This is a genomic window from Pseudomonas sp. LBUM1658 (genome assembly GCF_059716055.1).
Genome location: NZ_CP166798.1, coordinates 3904530 through 3920951, shown reverse-complemented (window position 1 = coordinate 3920951; position 16422 = coordinate 3904530). Strand labels below are relative to the sequence as shown.

General features: G+C 57.6%; 9 protein-coding genes. 1 reads left to right on the top strand and 8 read right to left on the bottom strand.

Annotated elements, in window-relative coordinates; all coding sequences use genetic code 11:
* Window positions 1–16: 16 nt before the first annotated feature.
* From ACA064_RS17815 to bcsQ, 5 genes are read right to left on the bottom strand one after another with little or no spacing between them, the layout of a single operon-like run.
* Window positions 17–3883, bottom strand: a complete 3867-nt coding sequence (locus tag ACA064_RS17815; RefSeq protein WP_497669308.1) for a cellulose synthase subunit BcsC-related outer membrane protein — start codon at window positions 3881–3883, stop codon at window positions 17–19.
* On the bottom strand, window positions 3859–5100 hold the full coding sequence (gene bcsZ / locus ACA064_RS17810; protein WP_497669307.1) for a cellulose synthase complex periplasmic endoglucanase BcsZ: 1242 nt from the start codon (window positions 5098–5100) through the stop codon (window positions 3859–3861). Before bcsZ ends, ACA064_RS17815 begins: the two co-directional genes overlap by 25 nt.
* Before the next feature lie 22 nt (window positions 5101–5122).
* Entirely contained in the window at window positions 5123–7426 is a 2304-nt protein-coding gene (gene bcsB / locus ACA064_RS17805; RefSeq protein WP_497669306.1) for a cellulose biosynthesis cyclic di-GMP-binding regulatory protein BcsB, read from the bottom strand.
* A complete protein-coding gene (gene bcsA / locus ACA064_RS17800) occupies window positions 7423–9654 on the bottom strand; it encodes a UDP-forming cellulose synthase catalytic subunit (protein ID WP_497669305.1) in 2232 nt (743 codons plus the stop codon). The genes bcsB and bcsA overlap by 4 nt, the downstream gene beginning before the upstream one ends.
* A complete protein-coding gene (gene bcsQ, locus ACA064_RS17795) occupies window positions 9651–10826 on the bottom strand; it encodes a cellulose biosynthesis protein BcsQ (protein WP_497669304.1) in 1176 nt (391 codons plus the stop codon). The genes bcsA and bcsQ overlap by 4 nt, the downstream gene beginning before the upstream one ends.
* Window positions 10827–11337: 511 nt before the next feature.
* On the opposite strand from bcsQ, the gene ACA064_RS17790 reads away from it, so the two are divergent.
* On the top strand, window positions 11338–12186 hold the full coding sequence (locus ACA064_RS17790) for a MinD/ParA family protein (RefSeq protein WP_497669303.1): 849 nt from the start codon (window positions 11338–11340) through the stop codon (window positions 12184–12186).
* 451 nt (window positions 12187–12637) lie between these two features.
* Here ACA064_RS17790 and ACA064_RS17785 read toward each other — a convergent pair whose 3' ends face one another.
* From ACA064_RS17785 to ACA064_RS17775, 3 genes are all read right to left on the bottom strand, one after another.
* Entirely contained in the window at window positions 12638–14026 is a 1389-nt protein-coding gene (locus tag ACA064_RS17785) for an undecaprenyl-phosphate glucose phosphotransferase (protein WP_497674271.1), read from the bottom strand.
* Window positions 14027–14324: 298 nt separating this feature from the next.
* Window positions 14325–14951 carry a hypothetical protein gene (locus ACA064_RS17780; protein WP_497669302.1) on the bottom strand — a complete coding sequence of 209 codons (627 nt, stop codon included), beginning with the start codon at window positions 14949–14951 and terminating at the stop codon, window positions 14325–14327.
* A gap of 186 nt (window positions 14952–15137) precedes the next feature.
* Window positions 15138–15845, bottom strand: coding sequence for a helix-turn-helix domain-containing protein (locus ACA064_RS17775; RefSeq protein ID WP_497669301.1), 708 nt, complete (start codon window positions 15843–15845; stop codon window positions 15138–15140).
* Window positions 15846–16422: the final 577 nt, after the last annotated feature.

The window sequence follows — 16422 nt, the reverse complement described above, 5'->3', positions numbered from 1 at the left end:
GAAAACTCCAGAATGATCAGTTGGAATAAGGCGAGGTGTACGGGCTGACCGGCAGGCTCATAGGGCCGCTGATGTCCTCGAACTGGTAACGCAAGGACAGGGCGCCGCTGAGCTGCTTGTAGTCGCGGGCGTTGTCCAGGCCCAGATTGGCGCCCAGCAAGAAGTTCGCAGCGACCTTGTATTCAGCCGCACCGGCGAGGCTGTAGCCGATCCCGGTTTTGTTTTCCCCGGCGTAACGCAGACCCGAGGCCGCCTGCAGGTTTTTGTCGTTAGGGAAATAGTCGGCGCTGTCCTGCTCGAAATGCTGCACGCCGATCGACCCCTTGACTTGATACGTCAAGCGTCCGCTGCGTTGTGCCCAGGTCACCGGAACGCCCAGGGCGAAGAAAGTCTGCGGGCTGAAATAGCCGCCGTGGCCGTAGGTGAAGTAGTCCTGGTTGTTGGCATAGCTCATGCCGCTCATGCTCAGGCCGACGGTCAGCTTGCTGTCCGTCGCGTTTTGCAGGTACCAGTAGACGCCGCTGCCCAGTTCGCCGCGGCTGTTGGACTCGACATGGTTGCCCAGCAGTTTGTGCCAGGAGGCATAGCCGTAGACGCCGACTTCGTTGTCGTCATAGCTCAACTGGCCACGCCCGCCGTTGGCGCTCACGCCGCCCCAGGACTGCCCGCTGCGCTTGTCCGTGGTCCCGGCGAAGGAGGTGACGCTGTCGGTCACCGGACGCCTGGAAATGCTCACGCCGTAGCGGACATTGGAGCTGTCGCTGACGGGGCGATCGATGCTGATACCGCCCGTCGCGGTGCTGTATTTGAAGCCGAGCGGAGTGCTGCCGAGATCGGCCTTGAGCCCATCGGCGGGCCGTTCAATGGCCACGGCAAGCCCGACACCCTCGGCTTTTTGCGAGCCGGCGCCGTCGCCCTGGGCAGCGCTGCCGAAACGCTGCAGTGCCTCGCTGCTGGCACTGCCGGCATTCAGCGAGACGGGCGTCACGCGCAGGGCCACGCGGCTTTCATCCAGCGGGATATTGATTTCCAGCGGCGTTTCAATATCGGTCAGCTTGCTCAGTCCCGACTCACTGTTGTTGCTGCGAATGCTCAGGCCTTGAGTGACGTAGCCACTGCGTTCCTGAAGGATCTTATTCAGGGCCAGTTGCGCGGGACTGAGGTCCTCGCTCGCCAGTGTCGTGCCTGGCAGCCGCGACTCGAATGGATTGCTCGCCTGCTGCAGCCTTGGGGCGGCGTCGATGCCATGGGGGAGGTAATAATTCACCGCGACCGGCATCTCCTGAGCCGGTGGCGGGATCGCTGCCAGCAAGCTGTCGCGACTGGCCTCGCGACCTTGACCTGATACCCCCGCAAAAGGGTTGGGCGCCACCGTCGAACCTGCCAGTTGGCCGCCGCCCTGGCTTCGGCGTTTCTCGCTCTGTTCGATGGCCACTGCTTTGCGCAGCAGATCGGCCGCCATACCAGTCTGGCCCATATTCTGGTAGAGGCGTGCGGCCTCTGTCAGCGTTTTAGGGTTACCGGATTCGGTCTTGAGCAGCTGTTGCAGTGCCTGTTCGGCAAATCCATTGTCATGTGCCAGCAGCGCCGCGTCGGCGGCACCCAGCAGCAGTTGCGGGTCGTTCGGTCGCTGCCGTAACAGTGGCTTGTAGAGTTCGAGGGCTTTTGCCGTATCACCGTTGGCCGAGTACATCCGCGCCAGGGCCGAGACGCCAGCGCTGTCACCGGGACGTTGCGCCAGTGCCGGCGCCAGCGTGTCATAGGCGCTGGCCAGATCGCCTCGCTCACGCAGCTGGTCAGCCTGGCGGATGCGATAGCGATAGAGCAGGTCGTCGAAACGCTTGCGAGTCGGCGCGCTCAAGGGCCGGTTCTGCAGGTCGCGCAGAATCCCGTTGACCTCCAGGTCCTCACCCGAGTCGAGCAGGGCCGTGGCGTATTGCAGGATGAAGTCCGCCGAGGGCGCAGTGGCTTGTTGCAGCTGGCCGCGCATCAGGGCCAGCGCGCGGCTTGGGTCGCCGATGTCGGCATAGGCCGAGGCCAGGCTCGCCGTGCGGTCTGGACTGTTGTTGGCCATCGGCGCAATGCGCTCGAGCAATGTCATGGCTTCCAGGCGCTGTCCGCGCTTGCCCAGCTCGATCGCCTTTCTGAGTTGCAGGTTGAAGGTGACATCCACGGCCAGCGCTTCAATGTCCGGAGTGCGCTGGTTAGGGCGCAAGCGTCCCAAGGTTGCCTGGGCTGCTTCCCACTCACCCAGCTGCACCGACAGCAAGGCGCTGACGTAAAGCGCATCGCTATTGTCGGGGTGAGCCTCAAGCATCGAGCTGATGAGGTCTCGCGCCTTTTGCGGTTCGCCCATGGCCAGATTCAGGCGGGCCAGGGCGAAGCGGGTCCAGATGTTGTCCGGTTCGTAGCGCAGCGCGTCTTGCAGGGCGTTGCGCGCAGCGGGCAGGTCGTTGCGTTGTTCGGCGAGCGCGGCCAGTTGCGTTGCGCGCAAGGCTTGCAGGCGTGCGGACTGGCCGATCTTTGCCTGTCCGGTGGCGGGCAGGGTGTTGATCAGTTGCAGGGCTTCATCACCCTTACCACTCTTGAGCAGTACGTTGACCAGCCCCTCCAGTGCCTGAGGGTCGTCACGGCGCTGGCTCAGCACCTGGCGATAGTTGCGCTGCGCGTCATCGTGCTGGCCCGCGCTGGCCTGAATATTGGCGAGGGCAAGGCGAGCGTCCAGCCCGTTCGGGGTCAGGCGCAGCGCCTGGTTGACCAGGGCCTGTGCCTGGGCTGTCTGGCCTTTGGCCTGGGCATCCCGGGCCTGCTCCAGCGCAAACCAGTAGCGAACATCGTCCAGGGCCGCTTGCCACTGGCTGCCGCCAGGTTGTCCCGTGGCCTGGGTCAGGAGCTTTTGCGCTTCGGCCAGTCGGTGTTGCTGCTGGCGGATAACCCCAAGGCCACCCAGCGCGTCAGCATCATCGGGGCGAGTGCGCAAGCGCGCTTGAAAGGCCTGTTCGGCGGTAGCCTGGTCGCCTTCTTTCAGCGCCTTCAAGCCGCGCGCGACTTCGGCTGGCGGTTTCCATTCCTGGCTACCGGTGGTTGCCAGTTGTTGCTTGCCCTTGTTCATCTGCGTCCGTATCTCCTCATCCTCCGGATGAGCCTTGAGGTACGTCTCGAACAAAGGCAGTTGCGTGGCATCGGGCGCGCCGATCCAGGTCAGCGCCAGGCGCCAGCTTTGGTCGGCATCACCGGCGATGTCGGCACGTTGAGTCAGCGCGGCCAGGGCGCGGATGCCCTCGGCACGGCTGTCTTCATGACGGACCAGATGCTTGGCGTAAAACAGTGCGACCAGCGAGTCGTTGGGCATTTCCCGTTGCAGGCGCTGAAATCCGCTTCGGGCTTCAGGCCAGTCAGCCTGATTGAAGCCAAGGTTGTTGTAATACTCGCGGCCAATCGTGCCTTGAGCTGGATGGCCCTCGAACAGCGAGCGAAACATCGCGGTCGCCTGGTCGCGCTCACCGGCATCGACAAGGCGCCGGGCTTCTTCCAGACGCTGCTGGCTCTGCGGTTGGGCCAGGGTAATGTCCTGGGCCAATTGCAGTGCCTGCCGAGGCGCTGGCTGGATGGCCTGCAGGCGGGCGAGGTATTGCTGCGCCTGTTGCGGCTTGCCCGCCTGCACGCCGATCAGGCCAAGGCCATACAGGGCGTCAACCTGGACCGGGTCCAGCAGCAGGACTTTCAGCCAGACTTCCGCCGCCCGTTGCGGGTTTTGGTGCAACTGCCAGTACTGCCCTTGCTCGATGAGTAAGGTCTGTGGAGTCGGACTTTGAGCGTGGGCAGCAGAGGCCGTCCAAACGCTGATAACGGCGATGGCTAGCGTGCGGTGGTGCGCGTGCATGGGGTCTCCCAGGAAAGTTTCAGCGTTCCGTCTTCCCGGAATCGATAATGTTTATCTGCCCAGCCGAGTGCGAACAGGCTAAGCATGAAGTTGTAGTAACGCGGCGGACCCGCGTTGGCATCAGGCCCGGACAGCGCCTCGCCCAAGGCCTGTTCCACCCGCAGTCGTTGCTGATCAGCCAGGCCGGGCTGGCCCTTGGCCTGAAGATAGGGAATCAGTGCCGCCGAGAATCCGAACGGGCTTTGCCCCTGAACATTGCCGCGCAGAACCTCGATTGTTTCCGGAGGAACACCCGTCGCTCCGGTGCTGCGGGCCATGCCGTCCAGCCGTTTCAACAGGGGCGCCGCCAGCGGTTCGGTGGCGTTGGTCATGCCCAGCCAGAGGTACACGCGAATGGCGTCGTAGCTGCCCGTTTCGCCCTTGACCGGATCGGCCACGAAGTCACCTGATTGCGCTGAAGTGCCCTGATAACCGACCCAGTCAGCGATGAAGCCGCGGGGGCTTGATTGCTCAATCATCGTCGCGGTGTTGTCGGCAATCGCTTGCCAGGGCCCGGCGGGTGCTTCCTTGGCCAGCCGCCGCAACAGCGGCAGTGGCAGGTAGCTGGGGTTCAGGCGCCAGAGAGCATCCGGCTGGACGAAGCCCTGGGGTCCAGGCAAGACCATCGGACCGAGCCCCGGTAAGCGCACGACCAATTGCGTTTCGATCGTCGCCATCAGTTGCAGGGCGTCCTGGCGATAGTCCGGCCGATGCCACAGGCGTGCGGCTTCGAGCAGGGCGTAGGCGAACCACAGGTCGGCGTCGGCGGCCGAGTTGGCGTCCTGCAGGCGCCACTGACCGTCCGCGCCTTGCCCCCACAACCAGCCCGGCAGGCGAGTGGCGATGGCGGAGCCTGCAAGGTTGGCGGAGGTCCAGCGCCAGAGTTTGTCGAAGCGTGGCTGATCGTTGCCGATCAGTGCGAAGAGCATGCCGTAGGACTGTCCTTCAGAGGTGCTGTGATTGTTCTCCAGGCTGGATTCCAGAACCCGGCCGTCGGCCTGCACGAAGCGCGTGGCATAGCTTTGCCACAGTGGCCAGGCCGGCGGCCCACAGGGTTTTCCGGCCGCTATCGCAGGCGCCAGCAGGGCGAGCGCAAGCACTGCGCTCAACCTGCGGGCGTTACCGCGCAGGCACTGGCGAAGTGAAGCATCCCGGCGGCTCATGGACGACACAGGCATGGACGACACAGGCCTGCGCGGCTCAATGCCCAAGACGACGTTTGGCCCGTAGGCGCAAGGCCAGGTAGGCCATCGAGGCAAGCAGCAGGACCCCGATCAGGGTGAGCAGCATGAGCACCATCAGGTTCTGCGAGAGGTACCACTGCAGGTAGCGCAATGGGCCCAGGTGCCCGACGTAGTAATCCTGTTCGGCGACCAGGGATTCGACGTGCTTGCCCCTGACCACCACCAGACTGCCTTGCAGCTCGTGGTTGTTTTCTTCACGGCTGAGCAGGGCGTCGGTCACGTCGCTCAGGCCGCTGGGCCTTGTGCTGGCGATAAACACCACACTGCGCCCGCTGGTGAGCGGCGATTCAAATCCGGTCAGATAAGCACTGCCGTCCTCAGCGGCAAACCTGAAGCTGTTGCGCGCTTCACGCAGATTGGTTTTCGCATCCGGGCTGATCCAGTTGCGCACACGCAAGGGCAGATCAGACAGTTCAAAGTACTGCGCAGCGTCTTCGCCCTTGGCTGGCAGCAGGCTTTGCCATTGATCCTGCAGCGGCTGATTGGCGCCCGAGGCGAGTACCAGCAAATCTCTGTCGTGTTGCTCGACGAGCTGGGCGGCATGGACCACCTTCACCCCGGTGGCCGGATAGCCGGTGGAGTCGCCAAAGCGGCCCAGCAGGGTCAGATAGGCGCTCAGATCGGCCGGGCCTGGATCGTCGGGCAGGATCACCGAAGTCTCGGAAAGGTCGGCCATGCGGGTGAACGGGAAGCCACTGTCCTTGAACACCCCGAGGTTGGGCATGGCCATAAAGTGCTCGTATTGGCTGAGGTCCAGGGTCGAGTCCGGATCGATCACACTGCGCACGTTGTCGATGATGATGTCGCGGCATTCGCCCTGTTTGATGTAGTCATACATGAAGCGAAATTGCAGGCGCGATTGCAGCGCAACTGAATTGAGCGGCAACCGCATGCTCGAAGTGCGGGCCAGGCTGTCATCGGCTTTGAGCATCGCCAGCAGGCTGTTGCTGTTGCCGAGTTTCTCGGTCGAAGGCAGTTCGATCGACTTGATAAAAGTGTCGTTGAAACTGACCAGCAACGAGGAACTGGTGGAGACGGGTTGCGGCGTATAGCGGTATTTCAGGTCAAGTCGCGCGCCTGGCTCACGCCAGTTGAACAGGTCGGGTGGCAAGCGCAGCGCAACCGTCAGTTCTCCCGGGTTAAACCCCGACACATTGAGTTCAGTGGTCTTCGCCAGTTCACCCAGACGCACAGGGCGATCGGAGGGCAGCCAGTTGGGCGCATCGTACGGCTGGCGTGGCTTGAGCGAATCGATCCGGTCGATCACCACGCTCTGCCCGGAAAAGGCCGAGCCACCGAGCGCCAGCGCTGTCGCGGCGATTTTCAGATCGGCGCCATCGCGCCCGGAAACGATCAACAGTTTGCCCAGGGGATCATTCGGGTTGCTCATGAGTGTCAATGTCGGCCCCATGGCCTCTTTGATCGGTAAGCCACTCAAGATTGCTGATTCGCTGGCGCTGACAAAAACCACCGCGTTGCCTTTGGCCGGCAGGCTGCTGAGGCTGACGGGAAAGGTTGCGCCGCGGTAGCTGGCCAGGGCGCCAAACCAGGAGGACAGGATGCCGGCGGCCTCAAGTTCCGGAGCGCCAGGGCGAGTGGCGAACACGAAGGGCAATTTCAGGGGCAAGGCATCTCGACGATCGAACAAGGGCAGCGGCAGAGCGGACAGATCGTTGGGCTGTTTGATCGTCGTCACCTGGAGGCTCAGCTGGCTCTCGTTGCCGATTCGGGCCCAAAGGCTGGAGTGCAACGGATCCTCGCATTGCATCGTGTAGTGGCCGATGAACTGCAGGCTGAGCCGGTTGAATTCGGTAATCATCTGCGGCGGGATCTGCACCGTCCGGGTCTGCGCCTTGCCGGCCTCTTCCTTGGGCAGGGGCAGGCTGGCGGCCACCTGGTCGTTGACCAGCAGATTGATCTGCGAAAGATCGGCCAGCAGCGCCGGTGAATAGCTGTACTGCAGCGTGACTTGCGCAGCCGTGACGATTTCATCGGCGCGCACATCGAAATTCACACTGTCGGTTGCCTCTACGCCCTTGAGGTTCATCGAGTAGTTCTTGCCCAGCTCCTTGAGGGTGCGGGTGTAGCTGTTGCTCGGGGCATCAGTCATGGGCAAGGGTACGACCGGCATCAGCGCCGGGTCGGTGGCGCTGATTTGCGCGGCAGCACTCAAGGCCCAGCCGCTCCAGCCCAGTAGCGAGCAGGCGATCAGCATGAGTGAGCGACGAGGAATAAAGGTCCGGCGAGTGGAATGCTTCAAGATCGTTGCGTGTCCGCGGTGGAGTCGATAGGTGATGGAGCGTCCGGGCGTTTGCGCAGCAGCGCCTGGCCGTCCTTTAGGGTTGCAACGAACAACTGGAGGATGGCGCGCAAGCCGATGCTGCTGACTTCGCGCAACGCTGCTAATGGGGCGTCGAGGCGGCCGTTACCCCAGGTGTTGGCCCAGGTGCCGGCCCGTGAAAATGTCAGTCGCACCAGTTCGCTTTGCTGGCGCAGGGACAAGCCGTCGAACTGCACGCCCGCCACGCCGTCGTTGCTGAACATAGTGGTTGCGGGGAAGAGGCTTGAAGGAGGCGTGCGTAGAATGCACAGCCGCAGCTTCTCATTGGCACAAAGCTGAACCTGCGGCGGCAGCGTCAGGCCCACGCCGTTCTGTGAGAAATCCAGGGTTTTACAATCAAACGAGGTGCCGTCTTCGCGATAGATGCGCACGGGCAGATCAGCGGGCACCCTGGGTTCGGCGCGCACCTGCGCGGATTCACTGGCCACCGCCACGGCGGTGCTGACGATGACAATGTTGTACATGGTCCAGGTCAGGTTGATCAGCAGGGTCGTGGCCTCGGCCGAATCACTCCCTATCAGCTTCACCACGCCGATCACCAGACCGATCATGTTCAAGGTCAGCAGGACGATGTAAGGCCGCGCGAGTTTCCAGTTGAAATAGTCCTTTTCGATGGTGCCGCCCTTGTCGGTCACGTTGAATTTGCCCAGCGACGGGCTGATCAGCGCGGACAGGACCGGGCGCATGATGTACCAGGCCAAAACCGACTCATACACTTCGTTCCAGAAGGAATGGCGGAAGCGCCCCTGGATGCTGGAGTTGGTCAGGCTGGAATGGAAAATATGCGGCAGTACATAGACCATGACCATCAACGCCGAGGCATGGAAAATCTGCGCGTCGAACAGCAGGTAAGCCAAGGGCGCGGTCAGGAACACCATGCGCGGCAGGCTGTAGAAAAAGTGCATCATGGCGTTGAGGTAGCAGATGCGCTGCCCCAGGTTCAGCCCTTTGCCGAGCAGCGGATTATCGGTCCGAAAAATCTGCGCCATGCCCCGCGCCCAGCGTATGCGCTGGCTGATGTGTCGCGAAAGGCTTTCGGTGGCGAGCCCTGCCGCTTGTGGAATGGCGAGGTAGGCGGTATTGAAACCACGGCGATTGAGCTTGAGTGCCGTGTGCGCATCCTCCGTCACGGTTTCGGTGGCGATGCCGCCGACCTCCAGCAAGTGAGTACGGCGGATAACCGCGCAGGAGCCACAGAAGAATGCCGCGTTCCAGAGGTCGTTGCCGTCCTGCACCAGGCCGTAGAACAGCTCGCCTTCATTGGGTACCGAGCGAAAGGTATCGAGGTTTTTTTCGAACGGGTCGGGTGAATAGAAGAAGTGCGGCGTTTGCAGCAACGCCAGGTTCGGGTCCTTGATAAACCAGCCCATGGTGATCTGCAGAAAGGAGCGGGTGGGCACGTGGTCGGCGTCGAATATGGCGATGAATTCGCCATCGGTGACTTTCAGTGCCTCGTTGAGGTTGCCGGCCTTGGCATGCAGATTGTTGTCGCGGGTGATGTAGTTGACCCCGATCTGCTGGCAGAAATCCTTGAATTCCTCCCGACGTCCGTCATCCAGCACGTGCACCCGCAGCTTGCCCTCGGGCCAGTCGATGGCCTGGGCGGCGAGCACCACCAGTTTGACGATGCTCAATGTTTCGTTATAGGTAGGAATGAACACATCAACCGTTGGCCATTGCGCGGGCGGCTGTTGCAGAAACTGCGGTTTGCGCTGCAGCGGCCAGGCGGTCTGGACATAGCCGAACACTAGGATGAGCAAGGCATACAGCTCGGCCAGCACCAGCCCGTAGCCAAATAGCGCATCCTGCCAGTTGTCGAAGTCCAGGGTGTCGGACAGGCGCCAGAACATGTAGCGCAACGAAGCGATCAGCGAGAGGGTGATCAGGGTCAGAATCGCCAGGCGACCGGCTTGCCGGCGGATGACCAGGCTGGCGGCGAAACACACCGCGGCAAACGCTGCCTGGGAATACAGGTTCAGCGGCGCGATGAGGATACCCACTACCAACAACGCAGCAGTCAACCCCATCGAGATTTTCAGGGCTTGGCGCCCGCGCCGGGGCCATCGGCTGAAACGCGCCTGGCAAGCATCCAGTAGCACCTGCAACCGCCATGTCCGCACCGGTGCCTGATTGAGCTGGGCGGTCAAGACGCTACCTGCTCGCCGGTGATATTCGCAAGCAGCAGGGCACCGACCGCGCGCGCCAGCGAAAGAATATCCTGACAACCAAGGCTGTCGGGTGCGAACTGCAGGGGGTCGCGACTATAAGCCAGCGATTCGTTGAGCTGTTGATCGAGACGAATGGTCCTGATCAGATCAGCACCGAGCCGCCGTTGAAACAGCAGGCCCATGTCCCGGCTGAACGAGCGCGAACCATCCTGTTGGTTAAGCACGTACCGGTGCTGTTGCGCACGTCTGGTGCTGGTTTCCAGCCAGCGCATCATGTTGTCCAGCGCCAGGTAGGAGGCCGAGTCGCTCACAGTGACTACCAGCACCAAGTCGGCGGTATCGAGCGCCTGTTGCGAATAGACGGTCGCCCCCGAAGGGGTGTCGAGGATCACGGTATCGTTTTCACCGAGATTCATCGACACAAGGTGCCGATTCAACCAATCGGAATCTTCAAACATCAGCTGCTTGAGTGATCTGCGATCTTTCAGGTCGCCCGTGCCAAAGGGCAAGTATTCGCTGTCGCCATAACCCGGCAGGCAATGGGTACTCCAGTCTGCATTGGGCTGTTTCAGCTGGAGCAGTCCCGGAGTGCCTTTGGTAATACCCAAGTGGCTGGACAGCGCGTTCTGCGGATCCAGATCAATTGCGATGGTTCGCCCACCAGGGCGCCCCAGTGCTTTTGTCAGCCCGGCCGCGATGGTGCTTTTGCCCACGCCGCCGTTCGCCGAAACGATAGCAATGACCTTGGCCCTGGTCGTCATGCGAGGCTTATGCGCAAGGCCGTCTCGACGAACCTGGTTGAGTTCGCGCAACAGATCGCTCAATTGCTGGAGGTCAGCCGTTGCCGGGGCAGCAGGTGACTCGGTCAGGGCCGCAGACTTCGCTGAGGCTGGCGAAATGACAAGGTTATTCGCAGGTTCGACCGGCACGCCAAACAATAATAAGGGTGGCTTTGGCTCGCCAGGTAAAAACACTGGGATAGTGGGTACAAGGGGAGACGATGCCTCGGTTAATACTGTTTCCGCTATCGAAGCCGAAGGTGTAATCAAGTCATTTTTGAAGTTTTTATAGTTGGGTTGTATTTCCTGATAACTTATTGCGCTAGCGCCAAAACTTGTAAAAAGCTCTGTAATGTCATCTACGTATTTCATGTGTCGCACCAGCAATTAAGCAATTTAGAGACTCGGCATTCCGTTAACTAAACAAAGCTGATGTGTCGTTTGGGGGTTGCAGAGTGGCGCTAATTTCTGTTGTCTGGGTCTAAGTGTCAATAACTGTTATAAAACGTCAGGGAGGTTCGTGGGTGCTCGCCTGGTGTAATGGTATGAGGAGCCCTGACTCAGGGAGTTTGTGCTGATAAGGCGGGAAGGGTACCTGCCTGCTTTTGTTATAAATTGTCAGTCGCCTCGGCACTTCAAATGATATTATTGGCCGGATTTTCTATAGTGGTATTGTTGCAGCAATTGCAATGTGCAAAATGTTAACTTCGTTTGAAATTCAAAAAATTCGTTCTATGAACACTGCGTCCTCGCCCATGGAACTGTTGCGTCTACGCTGAAGGGAAAGGTTCGTGATTATAGCTCGGTGTTATGGAAATAGTGCTCTGGCTGCAGAGTCACAAGGGATGTAATGGTCGCCGACCTTAATCAGGGTAGATTTGCAATGAGTGAAGAAGAGAGTGGCAGCACCCAGCCCATCCAGGTTATCGCTATTGCGAGCGGTAAAGGCGGGGTAGGCAGGACCAGCATTTCGGTGAACCTGGCCCTGGCCTTTGCCAACTCAGGTAAACGAGTCGTGCTGTTCGATGCGGATTTCGGGCTGGCCAACGTTCATGTGCAACTCGGCTTTGCCCCCGAGCTCACTATTGCCGACGTGATAAAGGGCAATTGCGAACTCAAAGATATGCTGCACCTCGGGCCCAGGGGCGTTCGCATCGTTCCGGCCTCTTCCGGTTATAACGATATGGTCAAGTTCGATTCGGCCCTGTATGCGGGGGTGATTCAGTCCTTCAGTGAAATTGATAACAGTCTGGATGTATTGATAGTCGACACTGCAGCTGGCATTGGTGAATCGGTTATCAGCATGGTTCGAGCGGCTCAGGAAGTGGTGGTAGTACTGACTCCCGACCCGACGTCGATCTCTGATGCCTACGCACTGATCAGATTGTTACAGCTTGACCATGGAATGGATCGTTTCCGAGTACTCGCCAATATGGTGCACAGTACCCACGAAGGCCTTCGGCTGTTTAGAAAGCTGGCGACGATTACCGATAGATTTTTAGACGTCACCTTGCAGTTTGCAGGGTCAGTGCCTTATGACGAATTAATGCGTAATGCAGCACATCAACAGCGCGGAATATACGATGCGTTACCCCGCGCCGGGTTCTCCAGGGCAATGGATACCCTGGTACGAAAAATCAACCGCTGGCCGTTGCAGTCCGAACCGCGTGGTCATCTGGAGTTTTTCGTCGAAAAACTGATACGCATGCAAAGCCAGTACGCGATGATGTAACTGTGCCTTGGATCCTGTAGGAGCGAGCTTGCTCGCGATAAACTCAAGAACGACGCGATTATTCAGAAAACCCGCGTTATCGTTAAAGTCCATCGCGAGCAAGCTCGCTCCTACAATTGCGGCACAGAAAAAAATGCCGCTCAGTTAAGCGGCATTTTTGCGATGAGTGCTTCCGATTGGTCGCCAGGCTCAAGAACCACCCCTCACCCTAACCCTTGCCCCATGGGGCATAGGTATCTACACATCTTCTAAGGACTGCCGAATACTGTGGCGAGGGAGCTTGCTCCCGCTGGGGCGCGCAGCGGCCCCAATAAGGCTGCTGTGGTCTTTCAGACAAAACTCAGTGAGCTGTTTTAGGGCTGCTACGCAGCCCAGCGGGAGCAAGCTCCCTCGCCACAAGTTCGGTGTGTACTGCAGAGATGTGATACCTATGCCCACGGGGCCACAAAGCTTAGTAAATATCTTTAGATATCAACGTAAAAGGTGTCTTGATCAGAATCTTGATATCCAGCCACAGCGACCAGTTGTTAATGTAATCCAGATCTATCTCAACCCGTCTTTGCATCTTGTCGATGGTGTCGGTTTCCCCGCGGCATCCGCTTATCTGAGCAAGCCCGGTTATTCCTGGCTTGATTCGGTGACGGGCCATGTAGGCATGTATCTTGCCCGTATAGTAATCATTGTGCGCGACGGCGTGTGGCCGTGGGCCGACGAGTGCCATATGCCCTTGCAGCACATTGAACAATTGCGGCAGTTCATCGATCGAGGAGCGTCGTATAAAACGCCCCACTGCAGTCACCCGTGAATCCTGCCGACTCGCTTGCTGCACATGCTTATCGTCATGCACTTGCATGGAGCGGAATTTCCAGACCTTGATAACCTTGCCGTTCCAGCCATGGCGCTTCTGTTTGAACAGCACAGGACCAGGCGAGGACAATTTCACCGCGACAGCCACGGCGATCAGCAACGGGCTCAAGCAAATGAGGGCGCAGAGCGCGATAAAACGATCCACCAACGCTTTACTCAAGGCCGCGGTAGGGTAGCTGGTCAGCGGGCTTTCATTAAGGTGTATCGCGGCTAAACCACCGACCTCACTCACCGAATGATTAAGCAGCATCATGCTGTCCAGGTCGGGAACCCAGACCACATCGACATTCAGATCAAGAAGATCAATGTACAGGGCTTCAATATGCTGCGCCTCAGTGAGTGACAGGGCGATATACAAGCGCCGAATATCATGGGCTTTAATGAGTGTGCGCAGTTCTTTCAGTTCACCGACAATCAAATTCGATCTGGCGACGCTGTTGACGGGCATTGAGTTGACTAGACCGACCAATGGAAAGTGATTTTGCTTGGAAAAGGTGTCAGCCAATTTCAACGCAATTCCGTTGGAACCGATAATCAGGCTGTTGTAATGGTGGTTGAATTTTTGATGATAGTACTGGGAGAGGTGGTGCATTAGCAGGTAAGGCAGGATCTGCACGGCATAACCCAGTAATGCCCAGGTTATTATCACCTCTTGAGAAAACAAGTCGCTTGCATTGCTGATAAAGCCGATGGCGGCCAAGCCTGCCAGGGTGATCGTCCAGCCGAACAACAGTCGAACCAAGCCATTGAAATAATGATGTCTCTTGTAGTAAACCTGAAGCGCGGAGTACACAGGTACAGAGAGCAGCACAGTCAGAATGGCTAACATTCGATAGTGAAAGCCAACTTCACTCGATTGGTAATACGCCAGCATACATAACAGCGCGACGACGCAGCTCATCGCAACGAACCACTGGCCCCAAAAGGTGAGCCCTTTAGCTACAGCTTTTCGATCGATTCGAGTATGTATCAAGGTGCAAACCCTTTGAAGATGACTTTCCGTATCGAAGTTGCTAACGACGGGGAGTTGCATGTCGCTGCGCGCTTCGTGCGTATTTATCATTCAAAACTTCCAGGACGGAAGACTGTACGATTTGCTAATGATAATAGTTTGAGGAGAGGGGGTGTCCGACGTTTTATAACGCTGTTGACAGTAGGCGCCGCTTATTATTGTTGTAAACAGTCCTGCTCTGCAGGGCGGCGGTTGTTCGATTATTCCTGCCTGGCTTTGAGATGATCAGCCGTGAAGCAGCCTATGAACCGATTTTAAATCAGGCAGTAGCCTTCACTTCTTGAACCAGGCAATAACCCCGATTTCTCACCGACCGAAACAAGCGCTCTCCATATACGTTATTAAATTTGTCCTGTAGCCTGCTCAAGCACATTTCAAGACCGCTATACTGTGAAGGGTCTCTATTGATGCCTACTATCAGCTCTTCCTTGCTGCAAACCCGGCGGTCACCCAGTACCAATTGCTTGAGTATCAGCGACTCAATAGCGGTGAGCGGGATTTGTGCTTTGGCGCTGAACAGCTGTCGTTTGTTGAGGCTGAACGACCAGACTTCAGGAATGGTGCAAGGGTTCTTTGGGCGACTGGCCTCAGGGGTAGAAAACACATCACTTCCCAATGATATTTTTTCTTCAGAGGTAAAGCCGATATACCTTGGCTTCTGATTCGCCTGGATTTTTATAAATTGATCCGGCGTGGGAAATTCCTTGGCAGGAAAGGGAGTGATGGACGACTTTTTAACCCTGCGGTCAATGCCATGCATGGCGAGATATTTGGAGACTTCCTCCTCGCTCTGTACAGATAACCTTCTGTCGATTCTTTTGGTCAGAATGTCGTTGGTAAAAACCACACGGTTTTCGGCTCGGGCACTGTTAGCTATCACACTCATACTGATAGGTCTCTGATTCAATGAGATTTTCAGGTATGAATTATCGTCCCTGAAAAAATAAAACAGCAAGCCTCTTGCCTGCCGATGAATAACACTGCTACGTGGATCAAATCCGATGGTACTGCTGTTTTGTATCTAAAAACCGTTGGGGTCAACGGGTATGTCGAAGCTCACTGCATTTTGTTGTCACGAGATGACGCCCCGGCACAGCCGATAGCCAAAGCCGCGAACGCTGTGAATCAGTTCAATCTTGTAAGCGGTTCTGATCTTGGTGCGTAGCCGGCTGATGGTTTTTTCCAGGGCGCGCGGATCATAGAATATGACATTCGGGTCCAGAGCTTTGGCAATATTGTCCTGGCTCAACACGTGTTGCGGTGCATTGATCAGTGCGTCAAGAATCGTCATCTCGGTATAGGAGATTTCCAGTTTTCTGGCGTTCTCGGACAAAAGGAGTCGCGTGCGATCCAGGGTCAGTTGGATTCCTGGTTTCCAGACAGAGTCGTGGAATAGTGTTGAAAGTAAATTGACTCTTTCTGTCTGATCGCCTGACAATTTTACACAATGGTCAGCGCCGGCAAGATAACAGTTCACACCTGTAAACGACTTGGGGTGTGTGAATAACATGAAAACACTGGCTACTGGGTTTACCAGGCGGATATTCTCTACCAGATCAAGGCTTTCATTGACGGCTGCAGGACCATTGATCTCGATAAAAATAGCGTCCACGGAGCCAATATCACATAGCTGGTCCAGTGGCTCGAAAGGAATTGACGCGTCAATGTGTAAAGCTCCTGAAACAGTCAACTGCTTCAAGCTTTCGGCCAAGGCTGGCGTGCGCGTAAAGGTCAAAATGGCAGCGTCCTGCTTGTTGGAAGTGCATCCTGCGGTAACCATATCATCTAACTCAAATGCTTAGAGGCTCAATAATGTTGCCATATAAGCTTGGTATGCTATTCGACATTTTATAACATTTCGAGGCTAAAAATACGCCGGTAATCGCCCGATTCCTTTGGGGGATCGCGGGTAGTGTGCATGCCTCATCAATAAAAAATTGACGTCAAGTTACTTGCTCAAGGGGGTTCAGAATGATTCTGGATGAATGGACCCATTGATAGTGTGGATATATGGCAAAGTGATTTCATAGTCTAGCGAGTGCAAAGCGATATTGTCCAATGATTAATGGTTGATATATCTATGCAAGATAGACATAGCCAACTGATTGACCGGAATATTTTTCTAGCGGACGCCGGAAGTTGAGGGCCGTAGTTTCAAGCAATTCATTTGAATCGATTCCTGGCGGGCGATCTGAATCGAAGAGAGGATACGATGACGAGTAACGGTGTCTCTACGTCCATTTGAGTGATGTCGTCCCTGGCCTGCTGTGTCCTCCCCATCGCCTGAGTCAGGGGTGTCGTCGACTCATAGGCATGAACAGCGCGCTGCCGTACGCATTCATGCGCACATTTAGATG